The sequence below is a fragment of the Pseudovibrio exalbescens genome (assembly GCF_028737195.1).
GTDB classification, from domain to species: Bacteria; Pseudomonadota; Alphaproteobacteria; order Rhizobiales; family Stappiaceae; genus Pseudovibrio; species Pseudovibrio zosterae.
The window spans coordinates 249138-274549 of the sequence record NZ_JAQZAJ010000002.1 but is presented as its reverse complement, the minus strand read 5'-3'; the positions used below and the strand labels follow the sequence as shown (position 1 = coordinate 274549).

General features: G+C 56.8%; 25 protein-coding genes. 13 read left to right on the top strand and 12 right to left on the bottom strand.

Annotated features, from left to right (window positions below; genetic code table 11):
- The first annotated feature begins 195 nt into the window (after positions 1–195).
- From trpA to PUV47_RS06445, 3 genes are all read left to right on the top strand, one after another.
- A complete protein-coding gene (gene trpA, locus PUV47_RS06455) occupies positions 196–1026 on the top strand; it encodes a tryptophan synthase subunit alpha (RefSeq protein ID WP_274217689.1) in 831 nt (276 codons plus the stop codon).
- A gap of 77 nt (positions 1027–1103) precedes the next feature.
- The gene (gene accD, locus PUV47_RS06450; protein WP_274217688.1) at positions 1104–2045 is read left to right on the top strand and encodes an acetyl-CoA carboxylase, carboxyltransferase subunit beta; all 942 of its coding nucleotides are present in this window, start codon (positions 1104–1106) and stop codon (positions 2043–2045) included.
- Positions 2046–2122: 77 nt separating this feature from the next.
- Positions 2123–3463 carry a bifunctional folylpolyglutamate synthase/dihydrofolate synthase gene (locus PUV47_RS06445; RefSeq protein ID WP_274217687.1) on the top strand — a complete coding sequence of 447 codons (1341 nt, stop codon included), beginning with the start codon at positions 2123–2125 and terminating at the stop codon, positions 3461–3463.
- A gap of 63 nt (positions 3464–3526) precedes the next feature.
- Here the strand turns inward: PUV47_RS06445 and cysK are convergent, their stop codons facing one another.
- From cysK to dut, 3 genes are all read right to left on the bottom strand, one after another.
- Complete coding sequence (cysK, locus tag PUV47_RS06440) at positions 3527–4489, bottom strand: cysteine synthase A (RefSeq protein WP_274217686.1); 963 nt, start codon at positions 4487–4489, stop codon at positions 3527–3529.
- A gap of 205 nt (positions 4490–4694) precedes the next feature.
- Positions 4695–5357 (bottom strand): HAD family hydrolase, encoded by a 663-nt coding sequence (locus PUV47_RS06435; protein WP_274217685.1) that lies wholly within the window; start codon positions 5355–5357, stop codon positions 4695–4697.
- 12 nt (positions 5358–5369) lie between these two features.
- The gene (gene dut / locus PUV47_RS06430; RefSeq protein WP_319622936.1) at positions 5370–5819 is read right to left on the bottom strand and encodes a dUTP diphosphatase; all 450 of its coding nucleotides are present in this window, start codon (positions 5817–5819) and stop codon (positions 5370–5372) included.
- 202 nt (positions 5820–6021) lie between these two features.
- Between dut and PUV47_RS06425 the strand changes: the two genes are divergently transcribed.
- Positions 6022–6822, top strand: coding sequence for a DODA-type extradiol aromatic ring-opening family dioxygenase (locus tag PUV47_RS06425; protein WP_274217684.1), 801 nt, complete (start codon positions 6022–6024; stop codon positions 6820–6822).
- On the opposite strand, the gene mutS is transcribed toward PUV47_RS06425, so the two are convergent.
- Positions 6819–9554 carry a DNA mismatch repair protein MutS gene (mutS, locus tag PUV47_RS06420; protein WP_274217683.1) on the bottom strand — a complete coding sequence of 912 codons (2736 nt, stop codon included), beginning with the start codon at positions 9552–9554 and terminating at the stop codon, positions 6819–6821. The genes PUV47_RS06425 and mutS overlap by 4 nt on opposite strands.
- Positions 9555–9694: 140 nt before the next feature.
- Here mutS and PUV47_RS06415 point away from each other — a divergent pair, with 140 nt between their 5' ends.
- The 4 genes from PUV47_RS06415 to PUV47_RS06400 all read left to right on the top strand — a co-directional run bounded on the left by PUV47_RS06415 (position 9695) and on the right by PUV47_RS06400 (position 14698).
- Complete coding sequence (locus PUV47_RS06415) at positions 9695–11971, top strand: NADP-dependent malic enzyme (protein ID WP_274217682.1); 2277 nt, start codon at positions 9695–9697, stop codon at positions 11969–11971.
- Between the two features lie 176 nt (positions 11972–12147).
- Positions 12148–12798: a phosphoribosylanthranilate isomerase gene (locus tag PUV47_RS06410; protein WP_274217681.1), complete on the top strand. Its 651-nt coding sequence runs from the start codon at positions 12148–12150 to the stop codon at positions 12796–12798.
- Positions 12799–12815: 17 nt separating this feature from the next.
- Positions 12816–14030 carry a tryptophan synthase subunit beta gene (trpB, locus tag PUV47_RS06405; protein WP_274217680.1) on the top strand — a complete coding sequence of 405 codons (1215 nt, stop codon included), beginning with the start codon at positions 12816–12818 and terminating at the stop codon, positions 14028–14030.
- A 71-nt stretch (positions 14031–14101) separates the two neighbouring features.
- A complete protein-coding gene (locus PUV47_RS06400) occupies positions 14102–14698 on the top strand; it encodes a glutathione S-transferase family protein (protein ID WP_274217679.1) in 597 nt (198 codons plus the stop codon).
- Between the two features lie 90 nt (positions 14699–14788).
- Here the strand turns inward: PUV47_RS06400 and PUV47_RS06395 are convergent, their stop codons facing one another.
- Positions 14789–15700: a methylated-DNA--[protein]-cysteine S-methyltransferase gene (locus PUV47_RS06395; protein ID WP_274218295.1), complete on the bottom strand. Its 912-nt coding sequence runs from the start codon at positions 15698–15700 to the stop codon at positions 14789–14791.
- 138 nt (positions 15701–15838) lie between these two features.
- Positions 15839–16300: a DUF2244 domain-containing protein gene (locus PUV47_RS06390; RefSeq protein ID WP_274217678.1), complete on the bottom strand. Its 462-nt coding sequence runs from the start codon at positions 16298–16300 to the stop codon at positions 15839–15841.
- Between the two features lie 114 nt (positions 16301–16414).
- On the opposite strand from PUV47_RS06390, the gene nth reads away from it, so the two are divergent.
- Positions 16415–17179: an endonuclease III gene (gene nth / locus PUV47_RS06385; RefSeq protein ID WP_274217677.1), complete on the top strand. Its 765-nt coding sequence runs from the start codon at positions 16415–16417 to the stop codon at positions 17177–17179.
- A 40-nt stretch (positions 17180–17219) separates the two neighbouring features.
- Here the strand turns inward: nth and irrA are convergent, their stop codons facing one another.
- Positions 17220–17651, bottom strand: coding sequence for an iron response transcriptional regulator IrrA (gene irrA, locus PUV47_RS06380; RefSeq protein ID WP_274217676.1), 432 nt, complete (start codon positions 17649–17651; stop codon positions 17220–17222).
- Positions 17652–18030: 379 nt separating this feature from the next.
- On the opposite strand from irrA, the gene fabA reads away from it, so the two are divergent.
- The 3 genes from fabA (at position 18031) to fabI (ending at position 20753) form a co-directional block, all read left to right on the top strand.
- Positions 18031–18546 (top strand): 3-hydroxyacyl-[acyl-carrier-protein] dehydratase FabA, encoded by a 516-nt coding sequence (fabA, locus tag PUV47_RS06375; protein WP_274217675.1) that lies wholly within the window; start codon positions 18031–18033, stop codon positions 18544–18546.
- A gap of 120 nt (positions 18547–18666) precedes the next feature.
- Positions 18667–19884 carry a beta-ketoacyl-ACP synthase I gene (fabB, locus tag PUV47_RS06370; protein ID WP_274217674.1) on the top strand — a complete coding sequence of 406 codons (1218 nt, stop codon included), beginning with the start codon at positions 18667–18669 and terminating at the stop codon, positions 19882–19884.
- Positions 19885–19946: 62 nt separating this feature from the next.
- Positions 19947–20753, top strand: coding sequence for an enoyl-ACP reductase FabI (fabI, locus tag PUV47_RS06365; protein ID WP_274217673.1), 807 nt, complete (start codon positions 19947–19949; stop codon positions 20751–20753).
- A gap of 88 nt (positions 20754–20841) precedes the next feature.
- Here the strand turns inward: fabI and PUV47_RS06360 are convergent, their stop codons facing one another.
- Complete coding sequence (locus PUV47_RS06360) at positions 20842–21333, bottom strand: SH3 domain-containing protein (protein ID WP_274217672.1); 492 nt, start codon at positions 21331–21333, stop codon at positions 20842–20844.
- A gap of 292 nt (positions 21334–21625) precedes the next feature.
- Between PUV47_RS06360 and PUV47_RS06355 the strand changes: the two genes are divergently transcribed.
- Positions 21626–22612 (top strand): 2-hydroxyacid dehydrogenase, encoded by a 987-nt coding sequence (locus PUV47_RS06355; RefSeq protein WP_274217671.1) that lies wholly within the window; start codon positions 21626–21628, stop codon positions 22610–22612.
- 37 nt (positions 22613–22649) lie between these two features.
- Here PUV47_RS06355 and dnaQ read toward each other — a convergent pair whose 3' ends face one another.
- Genes dnaQ through PUV47_RS06335 form a run of 4 tightly spaced genes read right to left on the bottom strand, consistent with a single transcriptional unit; the run spans position 22650 to position 25382 of the window.
- On the bottom strand, positions 22650–23354 hold the full coding sequence (dnaQ, locus tag PUV47_RS06350; protein ID WP_274217670.1) for a DNA polymerase III subunit epsilon: 705 nt from the start codon (positions 23352–23354) through the stop codon (positions 22650–22652).
- A gap of 14 nt (positions 23355–23368) precedes the next feature.
- Positions 23369–23956 (bottom strand): dephospho-CoA kinase, encoded by a 588-nt coding sequence (gene coaE / locus PUV47_RS06345; RefSeq protein WP_274217668.1) that lies wholly within the window; start codon positions 23954–23956, stop codon positions 23369–23371.
- Positions 23956–24789 carry a shikimate dehydrogenase gene (locus PUV47_RS06340; RefSeq protein WP_274217666.1) on the bottom strand — a complete coding sequence of 278 codons (834 nt, stop codon included), beginning with the start codon at positions 24787–24789 and terminating at the stop codon, positions 23956–23958. Before PUV47_RS06340 ends, coaE begins: the two co-directional genes overlap by 1 nt.
- Complete coding sequence (locus PUV47_RS06335; RefSeq protein ID WP_274217665.1) at positions 24786–25382, bottom strand: Maf family protein; 597 nt, start codon at positions 25380–25382, stop codon at positions 24786–24788. The genes PUV47_RS06340 and PUV47_RS06335 overlap by 4 nt, the downstream gene beginning before the upstream one ends.
- Positions 25383–25412: the final 30 nt, after the last annotated feature.

Here is a 25412-nt window from a genome sequence, read left to right as displayed (position 1 = left end):
AACCGATACTCTCTGTGACTTGCTATGGATGACCCTTGGGTTTTGGCCCGCGCATTAACCGCCAGTGGTAAAAAATCAGCCAAAACACCTCGTTTGACCGAGCTGTTTGTTGACAGCGCATAGGTCTCACCCCTACATCCATGTGCAGCGAATTCGTGGAGAACTTTCTCCAAGCACACCAATTGGTCGGGGTAAATGACAGAGACGCGTATTGATCGGCGATTTGCCAAACTCAAAGCCGAGGGTCGGCCAGCCCTCGTGACCTTCATCACGGCTGGCGATCCAGATCTGGAAACGTCCCAAGAGATATTGGAGGCCCTTCCAGCGGCTGGCAGCGATGTGATTGAGCTGGGCATGCCGTTCTCTGACCCCATGGCCGAAGGTGTGCCAATTCAGCTGGCAACGCAGCGTGCGTTGAAGGCTGGCCAGTCCATGGACAAGACCTTGGACATGGTGCGCAAGTTTCGCGAAAAGGACGATGAAACCCCAATCATCCTCATGGGTTACTACAACCCGATCTACGTTCGTGGCTCTGACAAGTTTGTCGCCGAGGCGAAGGAAGCCGGTGTCGATGGCTTGATCGTCGTGGACGTTCCTGCTGAGGAAGATGAGGAACTGTGCATTCCCGCCCTGAAGGGTGGTTTGAACTTCATTCGCCTTGCAACGCCGACCACTGATGAAAAACGTTTGCCTGCTGTGCTAGCCAACACTTCCGGTTTCGTTTATTACGTCTCAGTGACAGGTGTCACGGGGAGCGCCAGTGCTGATACGCAGGCTGTGGCGAGCTCCGTTTCCCGGATCAAACAGCATACCGATTTGCCGGTCGCCGTTGGCTTTGGCGTGAAGACTGCTGAACAGGCACGAGACATTGGCCGCCACGCAGATGGCGTTGTTGTTGGCTCGGTGCTTGTGGAAGCTATCCGCGAAAGTCTGGATGCAGACGGCCGGGCCACAAATGGAACAAAAGATGCTGTTATCGGGACCGTGCGCGCACTACGTGAGGGTGTAGAAAGCGCTCGGGGCTAAGCATTTACTTTTGCTGGAGCAGGGTCTGTTCCAGTCAATCAAATCGATCATAACATCAACAACTGGCAGGGTTGCCCGTGAACTGGATTAATAACGTCGTTCGGCCAAAGATCCGCAGCTTTTGGGAAAAGCGCGATGTGCCGGAGAACCTCTGGATCAAGTGCCCGGAAACCGGGGAAATGGTTTTCCATCGGGACCTGGAAGCCAACCAGTGGGTCGTGCCGAACTCAAACTTCCATATGCGCATCACCGCGAAGAAGCGCCTAGAGTACTTCTTCGACGAAGGTGCGTATACCAAGATCAAAACACCAGAAGTGGCTCAGGATCCTCTGAAGTTCCGCGATCAAAAGAAATACGTGGACCGACTGAAGGACGCCAAGACCAAGACTGAGCTGGACGATTCCGTTCTGGTGGCTCAGGGCAAGGTGCATGGCACTGACATGACCGTTGCCGTGCAGGACTTTGCCTTCATGGGTGGGTCTTTGGGCATGGCCGCTGGTGAAGCGATCATCAAGGGCATGGAAACAGCCGTTGAGAACAAGACACCGTTTGTCATGTTTGCTGCTTCCGGCGGCGCGCGTATGCAGGAAGGCATCCTTTCCCTGATGCAGCTGCCGCGCACAACCGTTGCGGTGCAGATGCTGCGCGAAGCAGGCCTGCCATACATCGTGGTTCTGACCAACCCGACGACTGGCGGCGTGACGGCGTCCTACGCCATGCTGGGTGACGTACATCTGGCGGAGCCGGGTGCGCTGATCGGCTTTGCCGGCCAGCGTGTGATTGAGCAGACCATTCGCGAAAAGCTTCCTGAAGGCTTCCAGCGCTCAGAATACCTGCTTGACCACGGCATGGTGGACAAGGTGGTGCATCGCCATGAGATGCGCGATACCATTTCCAACCTCTGCAACATCTTCATGAAGCGCGAACCTGCGCTGCCGAAGCTGGACGCAGCGGAGGACGAACCAAAGGCCCTTGAGGCTCCCGCAGAAAAAGAGAGCGCAGACGCTGCCAGCGCCTGACCTCGAAGCTGCCATTTGAAGCTTTAAAAGTCCGGCCTTTTGCCGGACTTTTTTGTAAGGCAGGAGTGTTCCCTGTGATGACGAAAGTGCAGACCCGCGTGCAAGACGCCCTGAAGCGCCTGATGACATTGCATCCTGCCGAGATTGACCTTTCGCTGGATCGCATTCTTCGGCTTCTGGAAAAGCTCGGCAACCCGCATCTCGCGCTGCCGCCGGTGTTTCATATCGCCGGAACGAACGGCAAGGGCTCCACGGGCGCGTTTGTTCGCGCGCTGCTGGAGGCGGAAGGAAAGCGGGTTCACGTCTATACCTCACCACATCTGGTGCGGTTCAATGAACGTATCCGCCTTGGCGAAAAAGGCGCGTTTGTGAGTGATCGCAAGCTTCTTGAAGCGCTGGAGGCGGTGGAGACCGCAGCAGACGGGCAGGCCATCACCTTTTTCGAGGCGACCACGGCAGCCGCGTTCTGGCTGTTTGCCAGAGAGCCGGCGGATGTTGTGGTGCTGGAAGTAGGGCTGGGCGGTATTTTGGACGCAACCAACGTCATCCCCGATCCATTGGTCAGCATCATCACGCCAATTTCTCTGGACCACGAAGACTTCCTCGGCAACGACCTTGCAGGCATTGCCAAGGAAAAGGCGGGCATCATCAAACCAGAGCGTCCGGTGATCAGCGCAACCCAGCAGGAAGCAGTTCTGCCAGTGCTGGAGCGGCAAGCAGCGCGCAACAAGGCACCTTTTCAGCTGTTCGGGCAAGAGTTCAGTGCCTATGAAGAGCGCGGCCGCCTTGTTTATCAGGATGAGAACGGTCTGTTCGATCTGGTACTGCCCAAATTGCCGGGAAGGCACCAGCTGGAAAACGCTGGAGTGGCTCTGGCTGCCGTACGGGCGGCAGGCTTTTTGCAAGATCCAACCGCGTTCTCACCCCAGGTTGAAAAGGCCCTGCGCAATGTGAACTGGCCAGCGCGCATGCAATCCCTTACCGATGGCGGCCTGGTGGACGAATTGCCACTGCTCACTGACATCTGGGTGGATGGGGGCCACAATCCGGGAGCGGGGCAGGTTGCCGCCACGTTCATGGCGGACCTGGAAGAGCAAAGCTCTCGTCCGCTGTTTCTCATTGCCGGAATGATGAAGACCAAGGACCCGGTTGGTTTCTTTGCCAATTTTGAAGGCTTGGCCCGCCATGTACTCACCGTGCCGCTGACAACCACCTCACTGGGACGCAGCCCCGCTGAGCTGGCACAGTACGTTCGGCAGGCCGGTATGGAGGCAACACCTTGCGAGACGCTGGATGAAGCGCTGAGAGAGCTGAAGGGCCATCTGGCGGATCAGATGTCGCCTGGGCGCGTTCTCTTTTGCGGTTCGCTTTATCTGGCAGGCGAGGTGCTTCAGGAAAACGGTACACCGCCAACCTGAGCCCCAAACGCACAAGGGAGGCCAATGGCCTCCCTATTTCACGTGAATCATCAATCCGTTGGCTTATTCGAGGCCTTCAAAAAGAGCGGTTGAGAGATAGCGCTCAGCAAAGCTTGGGATGATGACAACGATGTTCTTTCCTGCCATGTCCTCACGCTGACCAACGCGAACCGCGGCTGTAAGCGCTGCGCCGGATGAGATCCCAACCGGTACACCCTCCAGCTTGGCCACTTCACGGGCGCGGGCAAAGGCATCGTCATTGCTTACCTTGACAATCTCATCGTAGACCTCAGTGTCCAGAACACCCGGGACAAAGCCCGCGCCGATGCCCTGGATCTTGTGGGGGCCGGGCTCTCCGCCAGAAAGAACCGGGCTGTCTTCCGGTTCAACCGCGACAACATGAACGGAAGGCTTCTTTTCCTTCAGTACCTGAGAAACGCCGGTGATGGTGCCGCCGGTGCCAATGCCGGAGATGAACACATCCACTTCACCGTTGGTGTCGTTCCAGATTTCCAGCGCCGTGGTGTTGCGGTGGATCTCCGGGTTGGCCGGGTTTTCGAACTGCTGCGGGATGATTGCGCCGGGAATTTCTTCCACCAGCTCGTTGGCACGCGCGATCGCGCCTTTCATGCCCTTTGGCCCTTCCGTGAGCTCCAACTCGGCGCCCATCAGCTTCAGCATCTTGCGACGTTCTATGGACATGGTTTCTGGCATGACGAGGATAAGCTTATATCCTTTCGCAGCCGCAACGAATGCCAGCGCGATGCCGGTATTGCCGGAGGTTGGCTCAACAAGCGTGGTCTGGCCGGGCGTGATTGTGCCTTCCGCTTCCATGGCTTCGATCATGGCAACCCCGATGCGGTCTTTCACGCTGGCGATCGGGTTGAAGAACTCAAGCTTGGCGAGGATGTTGGCTTTGACGCCATACTTTTCGGAAAGGCGGTCGAGACGAACGAGTGGCGTGTTGCCGATGGTCTCGGTGATCGAACCAAAAATCTTACCGCGGCCAACTTCTGGATTGCTCATGACGGATCTCCAAGGTGTGAAACGCTGCGTTACTGCAACATTAATTGTCTTGGAGATCAATCTAGTGATTCAGAATGCAACCTGCGAGGTTTACGGGCGCGTCAGAGTTTCTATTTTGGAAAAACGAGATTAAATTTTCGCAGCTCCATAGAAATTCATTCCAATATGCGCGCTGATTAGAACCATCTTGCAGAACAAATGCGCTTTACGCGCCGGGCAGGCCGAGCAGGGCTGGCAAATCTTCCATGCGCTCGAAGGGGGTTGCCCCCAGTGCGCGAACCTTTTCCGGATTGGAAAGGGGATCGGCCACATAGCCAAACGCCGCCATGCCCGCATCTCGAGCAGCCTGAAGGCCAGGCAAGCTGTCTTCGATCACGATGCAGTCCTTCGGGTCGACTTTCATGCCCTTAGCCGCATAAAGAAAAATGTCAGGAGAGGGTTTGCCGTGTGGCACATCCTGCGCCGAGTAGAGCACATCCTTGAAGTAGTCGAGCAGACCCGCACTTGCCAGGGTCATGTTCATCTTCTCATATTTGCCGGAGGACCCAACGCAGTAGGGAATGCCGCTGGCGCGCACCTGTTCCACTACATCCTTGATGCCGGGGATGGCCTCAATGCCGCTCTGGAACGCCTCGAGATCGGCGGCGCGCACCTGATCGGCCCAATCCTCTTCCAGATCAAGACCTTCTTCTTCGATGAGAAGGCTCCGGATGGTGTCCAGCGTGCGGCCCGTGAAGCGCAGGTGGCACTCGTCCGGCGTAATGGTCAGGCCGGCTCGGGCGATGAAGCCGGAAAGCACCTCGTTGGCGACCTTTTCCGTGTCCACCAGAATGCCGTCACAATCAAAGATGATCAGTTTCGGTGTCATGCCTCTTGTTCCCTAGTGGGTGCCTGAAGAACCAAAGCCGCCGCCGCCACGCTCGGTGTCATCGAGATGGGCAACTTCCAGAATGTGGGCCTGTGTGACCGGCGCGATGATAAGCTGGGCAATGCGCATGCCGCGCTCTACCACAAACTCTTCCTGACCCAGATTGATCAGGATGACCTTCACCTCACCGCGGTAGTCTGAATCGATGGTGCCTGGCGTGTTGAGCACAGTGACGCCATGCTTGGCAGCAAGGCCTGAACGTGGCCGCACCTGACCCTCAAATCCATGGGGAATGGCCATGGAAAGGCCGGTGTCGATGAGGGCCCGCTCACCCGGCTTCAATGTAAGGGTGCTCTCGATGGCTGCACGCAGATCCATGCCCGCTGCTTCGCGAGACTCGTAGGCTGGCAGCTGCAAACCTTCTGCATGGGCCAGTCGCTTGATTTTCAATGATGGTGTCATGTGTCGCCCGGTCAGTTATTCGACATAGGTCTAACAGCAGACCCTGCATAATTCCAGAGGGCAAAACACGATGTTTGGAGCCCTCCAGATTGTACATATATAGTGAACAGTGATTTCAAAAATAACTCTATTAACTTATATTCAGAGACAATTGTAGAGTGGAGGCAAGTGATTTAAGAAAATATGGAAGCGCAGGTTTCACATGAAACAGAACCCTCTGTTCCTTCCCCATGGAGCACCTGATCTGGTCTTGAAGCCCGGACCTGCTACTGAATTCTTGAGCGGGATCGGAGACCGCATTCGAAGCGCCGCCTCTGTGGTGATGATTTCTCCCCATTGGCAGACCGATACGCTGAAGGTTTCCGCGCCCGGCGTGCTGGACACGATACATGATTTTCGCGGATTTCCCGATCAACTCTACAAGATCAAATATGCTGCAGAAGCAAAGCGTTGTCTGGTAGATCATGTGCTGCGCACCACCTGCCGGGCGGGCCTTGCCATTCAGGAAGACAGCGGCTGGGGCCTTGATCACGGCGCGTGGATTCCGTTGTCCTTGTCCAACCCCGAAGGTGGCATCCCCGTTGTACAAGTTTCGCTTCCGAAACATTATGATCTGATGGACAGCTACGAGCTCGGCAAGGCGCTGGCGCCGCTTGCGGAAAATGACATTCTGATCATCGGCACCGGTGCCACAATCCATAACTTCAAAGAGCTTGGAAGCGATGAAACCCCTACACCGCAGTGGGCGCTGGACTTTGATGAGCATGTGAAAGAAGCCATGGAGCGGGCGGACGCGAACTCCGTCATCAACCTGTCCAGCCATCCGGACTATACCCGCGCTCTACCAACGGACGAGCATTTGCTGCCGCTTGCGGTGGTTTGCGGGGCCGCAGGCGCCAATGCCCGCGGCCGTCGTATTCATCACAGCTACACCTACAGCACCCTGAGCATGAGCGCCTACGAGTTCGGCTCGTTTGAAGCCCAGCGCTCCAAAGCCGCTTAGCTTCCCAGTTCGCGCAGCTTCTGCTTCAAGGCGTAGAGGCTGTCGTGAGCTTGGCGAGGGGTCATGTCGTCTGGATCAAGTGCCTTGATCATCTCCTCCAGCTCCACAGCAGCAGGAGGAGGCGCTGGCGGCGTCTCCGGGATTTGATCCAGTGGCTTTGAGATGCCCGCAAACAGCGGCAGGTCGTCAATCAGCGCCTCGGAAGGGGCCTTGCGGTCCTGCTCTTCCAGCTGCTTCAAGACACCTTCGGCACGATGCACCACGCTCGCGGGCAGACCAGCAAGCTTAGCCACCTGAATACCGTAGGAGCGATCGGCCGCGCCGGGTACGATTTCATGCAGGAACACCACGTCGCCGTTCCATTCCTTGACCCGCACCGTCGCATTGTTAAGGCGGCTCAGCTTTTTGGAGAGCACCGTCAGCTCGTGGTAGTGGGTGGCGAAAAGCGAACGGCAGCGGTTTTGCTCGTGCAGGTGCTCAATGGCCGCCCAAGCGATAGAGAGTCCATCAAACGTTGCGGTGCCACGGCCGATTTCATCCAGAATGACAAGCGACCGCTCGGTGGCCTGGTTCAAAATGGCTGCCGTTTCAACCATTTCCACCATGAAGGTGGAGCGGCCCCGGGCCAGATCATCTGCTGCACCCACGCGGGAGAAAAGCCGGTCCACCACACCAATGTGGGCAGAGCTTGCCGGGACAAACGCACCAATCTGCGCGAGGACGGCAATCAACGCGTTTTGGCGCAAGAACGTGGACTTACCGGCCATGTTTGGACCGGTGATCAGCCAAATCTGCCCCAGATCTGCGCCATCCTGCGGTCCCAGCTGAGCATCGTTGGCGACGAACGGCTCGCCGGAGGACTTGGCCAGCGCCTGTTCCACGACCGGATGACGGCCGCCGACGATTTCGAAGGACAAGCTGTCATCAATCACGGGGCGGGTGTAGTTCTCAGCCTCAGCAAGCACAGCCAGTGAACTGGAAACGTCCAACATGGCGAGCGCATCGGACGCAGCCTTGATTTCCGCCGTCGCGGCAACGACCGCCTTGGACAGTTCGGCAAAAATCTCCAGCTCTATGGCGAGGGCGCGCTCGCCGGCATTGGCGATTTTGGATTCAAGCTCTGCCAGTTCAGTCGTGGTGAAGCGCATGGCGCCCGCCATGCTCTGGCGGTGAATGAAGCGCTCCGGATTGTTCTTCATGGCGTCGCACTGCGCCGTTGGCGCTTCGATGAACCAGCCAAGCACGTTGTTGTGCTTGATCTTCAACGAGCGGACATCCAGCTCCTGCGACAGATCGGCTTGCATCTGAGCGATCACCTTGCGGCTCTCATCGCGCAGGGCTTTCAGCTCATCCAAATCGGTGTTGTAACCGCGTGCCACATAGCCGCCATCCCGCTTCAAGAGTGGGGGATCTTCGGCGATTGCCTGATCAAGCTTTTCACCCAGAGCATGAGGCGCGGCTTCCAGAGCGGCAAGGCCACGCTGAAGCTCTTCCGGCAGCGCGCTGCTGGACGCGATAAGCCCGGCAATGTCACGGGCGGACTTCAAGCTCTGAGAAATGGCCTGAAGGTCGCGCGGCCCGCCGCGATCCACAGCGAGGCGGGAAAGAGCACGGGACATGTCCGGCGCGGCTTTCAAGAGGCCACGCACATCGTCCCGCAACATTGTGTCGGCCACGAAATAGGCGAGGGATTCCTGCCGCTGATGGATCTCAGAGGGGTTTGTCAGCGGGCTGGCAAGACGGCTGGTCAGCAAACGGGAGCCCGCCCCGGTGATGGTCTTGTCGATCGCAAACAGCAGGCTTCCTCGGCGGTCACCCGCAAGGGTGCGGGTCAGCTCCAGATTGGCGCGGGTCGCCGGATCGATCAGCATCTGACCGCTGGAGGATTCCTTTTGCGGCGGCTCGATGGGCGGGCGTTCGCCAAGCTGTGTCTTTTCGATGTAAGCCAGAATGCCAGCGGCGGCGCTAAGCTCGGCGCGTGAATAGTTGGCAAAGCCATCGAGTGTGCGCACGTTGAAGAACTGGGCAACGCGATCCGCAGCGGTGGAGCCTTCAAAGAAGGTGCGTGGTACCGGAGAGAGCGCCCCTGAGGCCTGTTCAAGGACCACGCGCAGTTCCGGCTCCTGCAACAGGCCGTCCGCCACAACAATTTCCGAGGGATCGATGCGCGCTAGGTCCGCGCCGAGGCGGACATCATCGGTTTCCGCCACGCGGAATATGCCGGTGGAGATGTCAATCCATGCCAGACCAAAGAGGCTTGCTTCACCAGAAGCGCCAAGCTTGGTGCGGGAAATGCCACAGAGGAAATTATGTTGGCGGGCGTCCAGAAGGCGGTCTTCGGTCAAAGTGCCCGGCGTGACAAGACGAACAACGTCACGGCGTACCACGGATTTGGAGCCGCGCTTTTTTGCTTCTGCCGGGTCTTCGGTCTGTTCACACACAGCAACCCGATGCCCCAAGCCAATCAGCTTTTGCAGATAGTCATCGGCAGCATGAACCGGCACGCCGCACATGGGAATATCGTCACCCTGATGTTTGCCGCGCTTGGTCAGAGTGATGCCCAGCGCCTGAGAGGCAATCTCCGCGTCTTCAAAAAACAATTCGTAGAAATCGCCCATCCGATAGAACAGAAGGCTATCTGGATTTGCGGTCTTTATTTCGATGTACTGAGCCATCATAGGGGTTACGCGCCCCTTGTCGCTCGCGGAGGTATTTGCTTCTGCTGTCGTCATGGCGCCGACACTAGCAAAACGAATTGTGCCTTTCACGAGGCTGCTTCCCTATATGACCTTGTTACCCGTTATTTCCGGGGATAATGTCACGGGCCAAACAAGAGTGAAAAGCTGCGAACAGGGTCGGGGGGACGTACCGAATGTCGGAAAAGTCGACGGGAAATAATGTGAGCTTCACAGATCAGGATGCATTGTTGTTCCATCAGGAAGGCAAGCCCGGAAAACTGGAAGTTGTACCAACCAAACCCATGACAACGCAGCGGGATCTGTCTCTGGCTTATTCGCCCGGTGTGGCGGTGCCAGTGCGGGCCATTGCAGAGGACCCCAACCGCGCCTTCGATTATACAACGCGTGGCAACATGGTTGCGGTCATCTCCAACGGCTCAGCGATCCTGGGGCTTGGCAATTTGGGGGCACTGGCCTCCAAACCGGTGATGGAAGGCAAGGCGGTTTTGTTCAAGCGCTTTGCGGATGTGGACTCCATCGACCTTGAAGTCGACACCAACGACGTGGACGAGTTCATCAACTCCGTTCGCTTTCTTGGCCCGTCCTTCGGTGGCATCAATCTGGAAGACATCAAGGCTCCGGACTGCTTCATCATTGAACAGAAGCTGCGCGAAGTGATGGACATTCCGGTGTTCCACGATGACCAGCACGGCACGGCGATTATTGCGGCCGCAGGCCTGATCAATGCGCTGCACCTGACGAACCGCGATGTTAAAGACATCAAGGTGGTGTGTAACGGCGCTGGCGCAGCGGGCATTGCCTGTATTGAGCTGATCAAGGCCATGGGCGTGCCCCATGAGAACGTGCTGTTGTGCGATACCAAAGGCGTGATCTACAAGGGCCGCGCAGAGGGCATGAACCAGTGGAAGAGCGCACATGCGGTGGAAACCGATCGCCGCTCATTGGCTGAGGCGCTCAAGGATGCGGACGTGTTCCTCGGGGTGTCCGTGAAGGGCGCACTGACGGCCGAGATGCTGAAGGGCATGGCACCAAACCCGATCATCTTCGCCATGGCAAACCCGGACCCAGAAATCACCCCGGAAGAAGCCCACGAAATTCGGGATGACGCCATTGTGGCCACGGGCCGGTCTGACTATCCGAACCAGGTGAACAACGTTCTTGGCTTTCCCTATATTTTCCGTGGAGCGCTGGACGTTCACGCCACGACCATCAACGACGAGATGAAGATTGCCTGTGCAGAAGCACTGGCGCAGCTCGCGCGCGAAGATGTGCCGGATGAAGTGGCCGCCGCCTACCGGGGGACCCGCCCCCGGTTTGGCCCGGAATACATCATTCCTGTGCCGTTTGACCCACGTCTTATCTCCACGATCCCGCCTGCTGTGGCGCAAGCTGCCATGGACAGCGGCGTGGCCAAGCGCCCAATCGTCGACATGCAGTCCTATGCAGCGCGCCTTCAGGGCCGCCGCGATCCGATTGCCGGAACCTTGCAGCGCATCGTTTCCAAAGTTCGCCAAGCGCCAAAGCGCATTGTGTTTGCCGAAGGGGAAGAGGATGCGGTCATCCGCGCCGCCTCTACCTTTGTGAACCAAGGGTTGGGGGAAGCGATCCTCGTAGGCCGTGAAGATGAAATCCGCGCCAATGCCGCCTCTGCGGGCGTGGACATCAACCGCCCGGGGATCAAGATCGAAAACGCGCGGGTGTCAAGCAAAGCCGGTTCTTATGCCGAGTTCCTGTATTCCCGCTTGCAGCGCAAGGGCTACCTGCAGCGCGATTGCCAACGCCTTGTCAATAACGACCGCAACTACTGGGCTTCCATCATGGTGGCGCGAGGTGATGCGGACGGCATGGTAACGGGCCTTACCCGTAACTACTCCGTGGCGCTGGAGACCATTCGCAAGTGCATTGACGAAAAGCCCGGTCATCGCGTGATCGGTGTTTCTCTGGTGATCAATCGCGGCCGCACGGTTCTTGTGGCAGATACGGCTGTGCATGAGATGCCAACCTCCGAGGAGCTGGCGGACATTGCCGAAGAAGCCGCCCACGTTGCGCGCCGCCTCGGCTATGAGCCGCGCCTTGCCATGCTGGCCTATTCCACGTTTGGTCATCCCGCCGGGGAGCGCACCACGCGCCTTCAGGAAGCGGTGAAAATTCTGGATCGCCGCCGGGTGGACTTTGAGTACGACGGGGAAATGGGTGCAGACATCGCGCTCAACATGGACAAGATGTCGAACTATCCGTTCTGCCGCCTGACCGGACCAGCAAACGTGCTGGTGATGCCGGCGTTCCACGCCGCCTCAATCTCTACACGCATGTTGCAGGAGCTGGGTGGCAGCACCTTGATTGGGCCGTTGCTTGTTGGTCTCGATCGTCCGGTGCAGATTGTACCGATGGGTGCGAAGGACAGCGACATCTTCAACATGGCGGCCATTGCGGCCTATAATGTGACCTGAACAATGCCAAGGGCGGCCGCGCGCCGCCCTCTTGGCCAGCGCTTTGTATGCTGCCGACGCGATACCCCTTAAAAATCTGAGTGATTTCGGGAGCATTGTTGAGGTCAGCACACCGTGACTTTGCTGGAAGTCTGGTCTAAGAGGCCTATATCGAGAAGACTAATCGGGATAAATCCATGACACCGCCTTTAATCAAGATCTGTGGTCTTTCGACGCCTGAGACCGTTGATGCAGTCGCCGAAGCGGGTGCAGATATGATCGGATTTGTCTTTTTCCCGAAAAGCCCGCGTAATGTTTCCACTGAAGCCGCGGCGCACCTTGCGGAGCCTGTGCGCGGTAAGATGCAGATTGTGGCGCTGACCGTGAACGCCAGCAACGAAACGCTTGAAGACATCGTCTCCACATTGAAGCCGGACCTTTTGCAGCTTCACGGTTCTGAAAGCCCAGAGCGGTGCGCGGAGGTACGCGAGATCTTCAAAACGCCCGTGATGAAAGCATTTGGCATCTCGTCCAAAGACGACCTGGACGCGGTGACACCCTACGACAGGGTGGTGGACCGGCTGCTGTTTGATGCCAAACCGCCAAAGGACGCAAACCGCCCCGGCGGCAACGGGGTTTCCTTTGATTGGCACCTATTGGAAGACTTGAAGCTGGATACGCCTTATATGCTGTCTGGCGGATTGACGATTGAAAACGTGGCGGATGCGCTTCGCATCACCCGCGCGCCCGGAGTGGATGTTTCCTCCGGTGTTGAACGCGAGAAGGGTGTGAAAGACGTCGCCCTGATAAAAGAGTTCGTGCAGCGCGCACGGACAGCACTTTCTTGAGAATTGGGATCGAGCCGATGAACCAACAGGTAAACACACTGCGTTCCGGACCAGATGAAGATGGTCACTTTGGAATTTACGGCGGTCGTTTTGTAGCCGAAACGCTTATGCCGCTCATTCTGGATCTGGAAAAGGCTTACAACGACGCCAAGAACGATCCCACGTTTACGGAAGAGATCAAGACGCTGAACACCCATTACACCGGGCGTCCGTCTCCGATGTATTTTGCAGAGCGCCTCACTGAGGAGCTGGGCGGCGCGAAGGTCTACTTCAAGCGCGATGAGCTGAACCACACCGGGTCTCACAAGATCAACAACTGTCTGGGCCAGATCTTGCTGGCAAAGCGCATGGGCAAGACCCGCATCATTGCCGAGACTGGCGCTGGTCAACACGGCGTGGCAACAGCCACGGTTTGTGCGCGCTTCGGCCTGCCTTGTGTTGTTTACATGGGCGCGACCGACGTTGAACGTCAGAAGCCAAATGTATTCCGCATGAAGCTTCTGGGTGCGGAGATTGTTCCTGTGACGGCAGGGGCAGGCACGCTGAAAGACGCCATGAATGAGGCGCTGCGTGACTGGGTGACCAACGTGGAAGACACCTACTACCTGATTGGGACAGCGGCAGGCCCGCACCCTTATCCGGAGATGGTGCGCGATTTCCAGTCTGTGATTGGTGATGAAGCCAAGAAGCAGCTTATGGAAATGGAAGGTCGTTTGCCAGACGCCATCGTGGCTGCTGTTGGCGGCGGCTCCAACGCCATTGGTCTTTTCCACCCGTTCCTTGACGACGATTCCGTCAAGATCTACGGCGTTGAAGCAGGCGGCAAGGGCCTTGAGGGCGAAGAACACTGCGCCTCCCTGAATGCAGGCAAGCCAGGTGTTCTCCATGGCAACCGGACCTATCTGCTTCAAGATGACGACGGTCAGATCCTTGAGGGCCACTCCGTTTCTGCCGGTCTTGATTATCCGGGCATCGGTCCTGAACACTCGTGGCTGCGGGATACGGGCCGGGTAACTTACGTGCCGATCACCGACAGCGAAGCACTGGACGCGTTCCAGATGTTGACCCGCGTAGAGGGCATCATTCCGGCACTGGAACCGAGCCATGCGCTGGCCCAGGTGATCAAGATGGCACCGCAGATGGACAAGGATCAGATCATCGTGATGAACCTATGCGGGCGCGGCGACAAGGACGTGTTCACGGTTGGCAATCTTCTGGGCTTTGATCTTTAAAAGATCACCGAGTTTTAAGCGGGGTTTTCGAGCCCCGCTGTTTTTTCGAGTATTTGATTAGCTGGCTTATTATGACCATTACACTTTACAGTGCTCTTGGGTCCAACAGTTCGGAACGCGTTGAATGGGTGCTTTCGCACAAGGCGCTTGAATGGGAGCGCGTAGAGGTTTCCAACGAGGCCTTGAAGACCACCTACCGGAACCAGATCAATCCGTTTGGCTTTGTGCCCGCCCTTGTTCATGAGGGGCATACCCTCGTCGAATCCATGGCGATCATTGAATATCTGGAGGAGTGCTTCCCGGAGAAACCCGTCCTCGGCTCAAGCTCCAGCGAGCGCGCAGAAATTCGGGCGATCTGCTCTCATGTGGGCTCGACCATTCACAGTCCGCAGAACCGGACTGTGCTGAAGTTTCTGCGCCCCGACCTTGCGGAGGCAGACAAGAAACAGCTGCGGGCAGGGTGGATTGGCGGCCAGCTACAGGCAATGACGCCCCTCTTGTGGCGCAAAAGTGCGTTCTGCTGCGGTTTGTCTTTCTCCGCCGCAGACGTTTTTGTGGCTACCATCTACCGAAAATATCTACAGCACGGCGGAGAGCCTATTGACCGTTTTGAAAGCCACCGCATTCATCTTGCCCATAAGGGACTGATCCCGGATTTTCTGCTTTGAGCGGTTTTGCCAAGGCATCGGTTTTTTGAAATTTGTTTGAGGTCACCACACAGCCAGGAGCTGGTGATCTCTCATCTCCATCCTCGCCTCTTAGAACGAAAACTGACCCTGAGATTCCATTTCAAGGACGGCACCACTCAGGCCAGCTTCCCAGCCCAGAATGGCGCGTTTTCGGGTGACGCCCCAGTGGTAGCCACACATATCGCCAGAGCGCCCGAGGACGCGATGACAAGGCACCACAAACGAGATCGGGTTCTTGCCAACAGCCGTACCTACCGCACGGCTGGCAGACGGTTTGCCAATGTTTGCAGCGATATCTGAATAGGTGGTGGCCTTGCCCATGGGGATCTTCAGAAGGGTTTGCCAAACGCGGACTTCAAAGTCTGTGCCTATGAAGACCAGCCGCAAGGGCGTCTCCGGCGACCACATATCCGGATTGAACACCCGATCGAGATAGGGTGCTGTCTTCTCAAGGCTTTCTTCATAGGCCGCAGCAGGCCAGCGCCGCGTCATGTCCTCAAGGGCGGTCTTCTCTTCACCCGGGTCGGCAAATGCAAGCCCTGCAAGGCCTTTATCCGTTGCCATGAGAAGTACATAGCCGAACGGGCAAGGGTGAAAGCCAAAGTGGATCACAAGGCCTTCGCCGCGCTTGCGATAATCACCGGGGGTCATGGCTTCGTGGGTGACGAACAGATCGTGAAGGCGTGAGGGGCCGGACAAGCCCACCTCATAGGACGTGTCGAGCACAGAAGCGGCATCCCGCAAAAGGGAGCGAGCATGGTCCAACGTGATCGCCTGAAGGAACTGCTTCGGGGTAATGCCAGCCCAGCGAGAAAACACCCGCTGCAGCTGAATTGGCTGGAGCTGAACATCTGCGGCGAGTTGCTCCAGAGATGGCTGACTGCGCCATGTTTCCGTGATGGTCTTCAGGGTCTGGCGCACGACCTGATAGTCCTCAAAGGTCTGATCAAAGGACACTTGCTCCAGGGCTTCCTTGTCCAACGCGCCTTGTTTCAACACCGAAGATACTCCTATGCCCCTGTTGGGTCGCTTCCCGTTCTCTTGAAGGAATGTGAGAGTAGGGGCATGGCGGGTGAATAGCCACCCGAAATGCGAGCGCGCCTTAACGCCGGGCCAAGCTCAACCGGCGTAGACCGAAAGCCCGTCGCGCTTTGCCATTTGGATGGCCTTCACAAAGGCATCGGCAAAACTGGCCTTGTCTGCGGGATTGAGGAATGCGCCGATGGAAAGCTGCTGAGCGCCGGCGATCAGTGAAATCGCCGTCACACCCTCATCCTCAAGCCTGCGGATCACAATGCGGGTGTGAATGGGGTTGAGCCTGAACTCTGCGGTTCGGCCCCGGCCACAGACACGGCGCACATGGATTTCGACCGGAGAAACCTTTACATGCTCATAGGCTTTGCCGGACTTGGTGCTGGAGGCAAACGCGATCCAGAGCGCCAACACCGGCACAGCCAGAAGGAGCGGTGCAAACCAGAGGCCGACAGCGGCCAGAAACACGGCATAGATGCTCGCAAAACCAGCGGCAACAAGAGTGACCCGAGAGAGCCCCAGGGGCGACATCGACCTGTGAGGGGTCAATACCGCCTCAAAAAAGGGGGGAAAACACTCATTAGGGTCGCTAACTTCCACCCGCTCGCGCTGTTGCGATTGGTAGTATTTGTCCCTCGTCATGGGGTGAAGTATAGAGGTTTTATGGCATACGAAAAGACCCTTACAAAGGCCGAGCCGACCAAAGCTCCCGAAAAGGCAAAAACGCCGGCAAAGCCACGCCGTAAAACGCTCTCTCGATCCAAGTACAACAAGGCAGAGATTGCGGCCCTGTTTGAGCGCTTTCACGAAGACAATCCGGAGCCCAAGGGCGAACTGGATCACGTCAACGACTTTACGCTGCTGGTGGCGGTGGTGCTTTCAGCGCAGGCAACAGACGTGGGCGTGAACAAAGCCACACGGCACTTGTTCCAAATCGCAGATACGCCGGAAAAAATGGTGGCTTTGGGCGAAGACCGCATTCGCGAGGAAATACGCACCATCGGTCTTTACAAGAACAAGGCAAAAAACACGCTTCTGCTCTCGCAGCAACTCATCGAAAAGCACGGCGGCGAGGTGCCTCAGACCCGCGAAGAACTGGAGGCGCTGCCAGGGGTGGGGCGCAAGACCGCCAATGTGGTCCTGAACATTGCCTTTGGCCATCCCACGATTGCGGTAGATACGCACTTGTTCCGGATTGGAAACAGGCTGGGGCTCGCGCCGGGAAAGACGCCGCTGGATGTAGAGTTGAAGCTGGAGAAGATCATTCCGCCGCAATACATGCGGCACGCCCATCACTGGCTGATCCTGCATGGGCGCTACATTTGCAAAGCGCGTGCACCGGAATGCTCCCGGTGCATCATCTCAGACCTGTGCAAAAGCCCCGAAAATTTCGTAGGCAACCCCGGCGCAGCCAAACCCAAGAAGTGAATCCCCAAAAGTATTCACAGGGTTTTTCTGCCCGTGTTGTTTAATGGGTGCGAGTCTTTCTGACGCGCACGACAACTTCCACTCGGGAAATTTCCATACCTTCCGGAGGGGTCGGCAAGGATTCCAAACGCAGGCCACTATCCGGAATATCAACTACACGGTTTTCATCTTCCAGGAAGAAGTGGTGATGCTCGTGGGTGTTGGTGTCGAAATATGTCTTGGTGCCTTCAACAGCTACTTCGCGCAAAAGGCCCACTTCCGTGAACTGGTGCAGGGTGTTGTATACCGTTGCAAGAGATACCGGCACGCTTGCCACGATGGCTTCCTCGTGCAGGACTTCAGCGGATATGTGTCTGTTTCCTTTAGAGAAAAGCAGCTCAGCCAGTGCCACACGCTGACGGGTTGGACGCAGTCCTGCTTCGCGAAGCATGTTCACTACGTCAAATTCATGGTTTTCTTCGATCGCGTTCATAATAACCCTGCAGTCAATCTCCCTTGTCAGAAGACTGCTTTCAGTTGGTCGAGAATGTCGCCACACATCGAAATCTCGACTCGTCGTCCTAAAGAACCCCGAGCCCTCTGCTGAAACCTGTTCAACACACGGAGCGTCCGGCGCGAATAGCTGGAATTCCGAATTGGTCCAGTTGCGCTTTACAATAATAATAAGAACAGTCTTGTGTGAACGCAACTGCGGACATTAGGCACACGCATTCTCCCATACGCTGGTCTTTCGTTGGCCGAAAGCGTGTGTTAGGAAAGCGCGAACAGAAAAAACTAAACCATCGTTTAGGATCGCCGCGCCGATACACGGCATGGTGGCCGATGACAGCGATTAAATATGCGGGAATGGGATGCATACAGGGCGTTCGAGCTTCGACTACGAAGACCTACTGAAATGCGGACGTGGAGAGCTGTTTGGCGCGGGCAATGCCCAGTTGCCTCTGCCTCCAATGCTCATGTTCGATCGGATCTCCGAGATCTCCGAGGAAGGTGGCGAATACGGCAAGGGCCTGATCCGCGCCGAACTGGAAATCAAGCCTGACCTCTGGTTCTTCGAGTGTCACTTCAAAGGTGACCCGGTAATGCCAGGCTGCCTGGGCCTTGACGCTTTGTGGCAGATGACCGGTTTCTTCCTCGGCTGGCTGGGTGAGCCAGGCCGCGGCCGTGCTCTTTCGGTTGGCGAGATCAAATTTACCGGTCAGATCACACCAGAAGTTAAGAAGATCGAGTATGGTGTAGACCTGAAGCGCGTCATGCGCTCCAAGCTGAAGCTCGCCATTGCGGATGGCTGGGTTAAGGCTGACGGTGAAAAAATCTACGTTGCCAAAGATCTGCGCGTTGGTCTGTTCCAGGACGACGCCAAGTAAACCTTCCTTTGCAAGGTAGCTACGAGAACAATAAGAGGCCTGAAAACAGGCCTCTGTCATGTGCAGTGATCGATGGGCGCCCTTGAGCGCCTCGTCGTGTTTTAACCACGGGAGTCCTTCATGAGGCGTGTGGTCGTTACCGGTATCGGTATTGTCTCTTCTATTGGTGATAATGCAGCTGAAGTGCAGCAGAGCCTTTACGATGGTAAATCCGGCATCGTTCGTGCTCAGGAATATGCAGATCTTGGCTTCAAGTGTCAGGTTCACGGTGCCCCAAAGGTGGACCCTTTTGAAGCGCTTGGCCGCCGCACAACCCGCTTCATGGGTGCAGGCGCCGCATGGAACTACATTGCCATGGAGCAGGCGATTGAAGACGCCAAGCTCTCTGAAGATCTGGTGAGCAATGAACGTACCGGCCTCATCATGGGGTCTGGTGGTCCATCCACCCCGGCGATTGTGGAGGCTGCGGACATTACCCGCGCCAAAGGCCCACGCCGCATTGGACCAACCGCCGTGCCGAAGGCAATGAGCTCCACCAACTCTGCGACACTGGCTACGCCATTCAAGATCCACGGCGTGAACTACTCCATCTCCGCAGCATGCGCGACCACCAACATCTGTATTGGTAACGCGGCTGAGCTGATCCAGTGGGGCAAGCAGGACATCGTGTTTGCCGGTGGCGGCGAGGAACTGGACTGGACACTGTCCAACATGTTCGACGCCATGGGCGCCATGTCCAGCAACTACAACGAAACCCCAGAGAGCGCTTCCCGCCCATACGACAAGAACCGCGACGGGTTCGTGATCGCTGGTGGCGCAGGCGTGCTGGTTCTGGAAGAGCTGGAACACGCAAAGGCCCGCGGCGCGACCATCTACGCTGAAGTTGTTGGCTACGGCCAGACCTCTGACGGCTACGACATGGTGGCTCCGAGCGGTGAGGGCGCTGCACGCTGCATGCGTCTTGCCATGGAAGGCCTCGACTGCGAGATCGACTACATCAACCCGCACGCGACCTCCACTCCAGTGGGCGACATCAAGGAAATCGAAGCGATCCGCGAAGTGTTTGGTGAAAAGATCCCACCAATCTCCGCGACCAAAGCGCTGACCGGTCACTCTTTGGGTGCTGCTGGCGTTCAGGAAGCAATCTATTCGCTGCTGATGATGAAGGGCGACTTCATTGCCGCTTCTGCGCACATCGAAGAGCTGGATCCAGAATTTGCTGACATGCCAATCGTTCGTGAGCGCAAGGACAATGCCGGACTGAACTGCGTTCTGTCCAACGGCTTTGGCTTCGGCGGCACCAACGCTTCCGTCGTGTTCAAGCGATACACCGACTAGTCTTATTGGGAACGGGTTGGACCTTATGAAACTCCAACCCGCTCCGACAACAGGAGTTTCATATGAGCAAGCTGATGCAGGGCAAGCGTGGTCTTGTGATGGGCATTGCAAACGACCATTCAATTGGCTGGAGCATTGCGAAAGCGCTTGCTGATGCGGGCGCTGAATTGGCCTTTACCTATCAGGGCGATGCCTTTGGAAAGCGCGTGAAGCCGCTTGCCGAGAGTGTTGGCGCTGATCTGGTGCTTCCATGTGATGTGGAAGACATTGCCACTGTTGATGCGGTGTTTGACCGCCTGAAGGAAGAATGGGGTTCCATCGACTTCCTCGTGCATGCCATTGCGTTCTCTGACAAGAACGAGCTGAAAGGCAAGTACGGCGATACCACGCGCGAGAACTTCTCCCGCACAATGGTCATCTCCTGCTTCTCTTTCACTGAAGTTGCCAAGCGCGCAGCAGAGCTGATGACCAACGGCGGTTCCATGCTGACCCTGACCTATGGCGGCGCAACCCGCGTGCAGCCGAACTACAACGTCATGGGTGTGGCCAAAGCAGCTCTGGAAGCCTCTGTACGCTATCTGGCGTTCGACTATGGTGAGAAGGGCATCCGGGTGAATGCGCTTTCTGCTGGCCCTGTGAGAACACTTGCAGGCGCAGGCATTGGCGATGCACGCATGATGTACAACTTCCAGCAGGTCAACTCCCCGCTGAAGGCCTCGGTAACCTCTGATCAGCTGGGCGGCTCTGGCCTGTACCTGCTTTCCGATCTGTCAGGTGGCGTAACCGGTGAAGTTCATTTCGTGGACGCTGGCTACAACATCATGTCCATGCCACGCCTTGAAAGCCTGAAGACGCTCGACAAGGCCTGATTGGGCCCAACATCCTTAGCATTCAACATGAAAAAGCGGCCTTTCGATCATCTCGAGAGGCCGCTTTTTTGATTGATACCGTCGTTTTTTAGAGGTCTTCGTCGGGATAGACGCCGAACAGGCGGGTTTGATCCACCCAGCCCTCAAAGTCTTTCCCGGAGATGCGGCAATAGCCATCCTCACATTCCAGAACACCTGCCAACACCAGCGGCTCCATGTAAGCGATGATGCGCTCGTTTGGACCGGGGCTTGCGCGCAGCGGAGTCGTTTCAGACTTTTCGGCCCATGGCGTTACAAGCGCTGAACGGTAGCCGGACAGCAGTGTCCTGAACACCCAGCCCGTGTTGCCTTCCCAATCGCGAATACGGCGCCAGTTCTCAAACTCCTGAATGATTTCCACCGGCACCCGACTCTTCACAAACGACCAGGCAATGTCGTGGTCGCGGCTTGGACCCACACGCACATTGACGCGGTCGGACTTGATGCTGACGTAACGGGGGATCGGCAAGCCGCTTGCACCGGTGCCTGAAGACTGTGCAAGAACGGGGGCAGAGACAGAACCCAGTGACGCCGCGATCATGAGGGTACTCAAGAAAAGACGAACAGCTCGGAATCTGTTATTTGGCATGGCTTTATCGGGACTTTCCAACAAGGAGTTTGGCGTTTGGGTTGTATGAGTGAGACTGAAGTATCATTCTACTCATGCTACAAAATCACTAAGCGGCTGCTAGAGTAAACAGGCTTGATTGACAACACTTGTTTTACACGGGCCATCTGCTTATGAAAACAGGTGGGGGCTACGGATTTCCAGTAGCCTATGGTGGACATCGTAGAGTTAACAAACTCTCAATTAATTTCAGAAGGCGGGGATCATGCCCAAAAAGAAGCCCGTTGTGGTGGTTACGCGTAAGCTTCCTGATGTTGTTGAGACGCGCATGCGCGAGCTGTTCGATACGCGGCTGAATGAGACAGACACGCCCTTTAGCCAGGCGGAACTGGTTGAGGCTGTGAAGACCGCCGATGTCCTGGTGCCAACGGTCACCGACCGCATCGATGCGTCCATTCTGGCGCAGGCGGGACCCAACCTGAAAATGATTGCGAATTTTGGCAATGGTGTCGACAACATTGATGTTGTGACGGCAAATAATCGCGGCATTGCGGTGACAAACACCACAGGCGTGATGACCGAAGACACCGCCGACATGACCATGGCGCTGATACTTGCAGTGCCACGCCGCCTTATGGAAGGCATCAAGAAGATCGAGAACAAGGAGTGGGAGGGCTGGTCGCCGCAGTGGATGCTGGGTCACCGGATCTGGGGCAAGCGCCTCGGTATCATCGGCATGGGCCGCATTGGTCAGGCTGTTGCCCGGCGCGCTAAGGCGTTTGGCATGTCCATCCACTACCACAACCGTATTCGCGAACCTCTGGACGTGGAAGAGCGGCTGGAGGCCACCTACTGGGAAAGCCTGGACCAGATGCTGGCGCGCATGGACGTGATTACAATCCACTGTCCGCACACGCCTGGCACTTATCACCTGCTTTCAGCGCGCCGCCTGAAGCTGATGAAACCGGAAGCTTATCTGGTCAACACAGCGCGCGGCGAGATTGTCGACGAGAACGCGCTGATCCGTCAGATTGAAGCCGGAGAACTGGCCGGCGCTGGCCTTGATGTTTTCGAGCATGAGCCCGCAGTGAACCCGCGTCTTGCCAAGTCTGACAAGGTGCTGCTGATGCCTCATATGGGCTCAGCGACCATCGAGGGCCGTATCGACATGGGTGAAAAGGTGATTATCAACATCAAAGCGTTCATGGACGGCCACCGTCCGCCTGACCGGGTGCTGCCTTCCATGCTGTGATGAAGAACCGGCCGCTTTCGAGCGGCCGTTTTTGGTCTCACTTCAGATACTTATTCCACATGGGTTCGCCCTTCATGCCTGCCAGAAAGTCCGCGTGGGCTTTTAGCTCAGCTTCAGTGGGCATATGAACCAGTGGGGCAGATCGCTGCTTTGCCGGTTTGCGCTGGCGCGGGCCACCGCCGTCTTCACCTTCGTATTGGTCATCCTCGTCCGAAAGGATCAGGTCGCGCTGTTTGCCGCCATTAAGCTCCAGATAAACCTCAGCCAAGAGCTCAGCATCGAGCAGCGCACCGTGCTTGGTTCGCTTGGAGTTGTCGATACCGAAGCGGGAACAGAGCGCATCCAGCGAGGCAGACCCGGTTGGGTACTTTCGCCGCGCCATGGTGAGCGTATCCAGCACCTGCTCGTTCGGGATGTTGGGCAACCCGCAACGTCCCAGCTCCATGTTGATGAAGCCCATGTCGAAAGGAGCGTTATGGATGACCAGACGGCCATCCCCCACAAAGTCGAGAAACTCCTGAGCGATCTCTGCAAATTTGGGTTTGTCGGAAAGAAACTCTTCTGAGAGCCCATGGACCCGGAAAGCCCCTTCCGGCATGTCCCGTTCCGGGTTGATGTAGACGTGATAAACGCGCCCGGTTGGAATAAAGTTGATCAGCTCCACGCCGCCAATCTCCACCAAGCGGTCGCCATCAAGAGGATTAAGGCCGGTCGTTTCGGTATCGAAAGATATTTCGCGCATACGTCTGATCCAGTTCAGGCCATGTAGGCCAACGTGTTCATTACCTTGGAGACATCAAAACGTGCGGTCTCCAATCCTCGCCCGCTATCAACGATGAAATGAGCGCGTTTCCTTTTGTCCGCATCGGGCATCTGCTTTGCAAGGATAGACTGGAACTTTTCCTCGCTCATCCCCGGTCTATCAAGGACGCGCTGGCGCTGAACTTCAGCGCTGGCAGAGACCACGCAGACAGCGCGAACCCGGTCCGGGACCCATTTTTCAAGCAGGAGCGGGATATCCAACACGGCAACGCGGCGACGCTCCTCACGGGCGCGCTGCAAGAAGGCAAGCTCTTCTTCATGCACCAAAGGGTGCACGATGGCCTCTAGCTGAGCCATTGCCGCCTTGTCGGACAAGACAATCTTGCCCAAAGCAGCCCGGTCAATGACGCCGTTTTTGGAAACGCCAGGAAACGCCTGTTCTACCGGCGCAACGGCGCGCCCAGAATAAAGACGATGAACAGCTGCATCTGCGTCATAAACGGCCGCACCCGCCTCAGCAAACATCTTTGCCGTGGTGGATTTTCCCATGCCTATGGAGCCGGTGAGGCCGAGTACGATCATCAGAGCAGCCCCATGTCCTTCAAAATGACCTCACGCAGCTCCTCTGTCACTTCCGGGCGCTTGCCGAACCATTTTTCAAATCCGGGAACTGCCTGGTGAAGCAACATGCCAAGGCCATCGACCACGCGATTGCCCCGCGCTTTCGCAGCAACGAGAAGGTCTGTCATCAACGGCGTGTAGACGATGTCTGTGACCACCGCAGTTGAGGGAAGGAGGTTTAGTTCGATTTCCAAGGGGCGCTGCCCCGCCATGCCTAGCGCGGTTGTATTCACAAGAAGATCACAGCGTTCCAGAGCTTTTGAACGACTTTCCCACAGTTCGCAGCGGACCGGTTCGCCAAAATGGCTTTGTAATCCTTCAGCTTTTTCCAGTGTTCGGTTTAGCAAGAGGATCTCTTGATAACCTCGGTGTTGCAAAGCCCACAGGATTGCACGGGCGGCACCACCGGCACCCAGAACAACGGCCTTGCCCTTGCGGTCATCCCACCCCGGCGCGCGCTGGTCCAGATTTCCGAGAAAACCAAGGGCATCGGTGTTGGAGCCATTCAGGCGTCCCTCATCATCTAGCCAGAGCGTGTTGACGGCACCGATCTGCCTTGCCGCACCATCAAGGATTTCTGCCGCCTCAAGCGCGGTTTCCTTGTTTGGAATGGTGACGTTGACGCCGACCAGTCCGTTTTCCTTCAAATTTTGAAGGAAGGAGAGGGCATTTTCTGGAGGCAAATCAACACGCCCATATTCGCCTTCAATGCCGTAGGTCTTCAGCCAGAAGCCGTGAATGAGGGGGGAACGCGAATGTTTGATCGGATGCCCGGTGACTGCAGCCTTCCTCATTTCAAGAGGCTTCCCTGTTCGCGCAGGAAATTGAGTACCGGCAGCAAAGGCAGGCCGAGGACAGTAAAGTAATCGCCGTCGATGCGGTCAAAAAGCTGAACGCCGAGGGACTCCAACTGATAGGCGCCAACGCTCGACAGGATTGGTTCGCCTGCGCGGGCGATGTAGTCATCCAGGAAAGCGTCTGACAGGTGTCGAACGCTTAAAGTGGCAGTGGACAGGTCCTCCCAGACAACTTCTCCATCTCGTGAGATGCAAACGGCAGAATGGAGGCTGTGGCTCTTGCCCGAGAACGCGGCAAGCTGTGCACGAGCCGCTTCAAGATCAGCTGGTTTTGTCAGGCGCTTTCCTTCAAAGTCCAGAATCTGGTCTGCCCCGATGACAAGAGCGCCGGGACGGCGAGAGGAAACCTCACAGGACTTTGCACGTGCCAGTTCTGCAGCGATCTGCGTTGGTGAAGCACCGCTTTCCAGCATGGGTTCTTCAAGGGCGCGTTCATCAACCTTTGCCGGATCAACATCAAAGGAAAGGCCGGCGTTTTTCAAAAGCGTGGCACGCACCGCACTACCGCTCGCGAGGATCAAATCGGTCATCTGTCACCTGAGGTTTGGCTCAATGGGTCT